The sequence below is a fragment of the Psychrobacter sp. 16-MNA-CIBAN-0192 genome (assembly GCF_040309565.1).
Taxonomy (GTDB): Bacteria; Pseudomonadota; Gammaproteobacteria; order Pseudomonadales; family Moraxellaceae; genus Psychrobacter.
On record NZ_JBEOOX010000345.1, the window covers coordinates 1 to 264 of the forward strand.

At 40.9% G+C, this 264-nt stretch carries 1 pseudogene; it reads right to left on the minus strand.

The annotated features are described in order from the left end of the window. Positions 1-264 (minus strand): annotated as a pseudogene (locus tag AAEY78_RS13520) (hypothetical protein); the annotation flags it as partial.

Sequence of the window (264 nt, forward strand, 5' to 3'; positions counted from 1 at the left end):
GAGTATGTGAATGACTCGGTATCGAACCTATGGGCAGCTTAATGATGTGTGTTGTCGGGGTTGCTTTAATAGGAAGCCGCCACTGTCCATCTAGATTAAGTAAGGCGGTTTTTTCTTGGGCACCTGCAATCGATATTCGAAAGTCATCTTCATCGGTTAACATGCCTAATGGAATATCCGACTGATAACCCTTTAACACTCTTTCCAATTCTTTATCTGATAAGGGTTTAGACTCAATCTTTTTGATATCAAACGGCTGTTGAT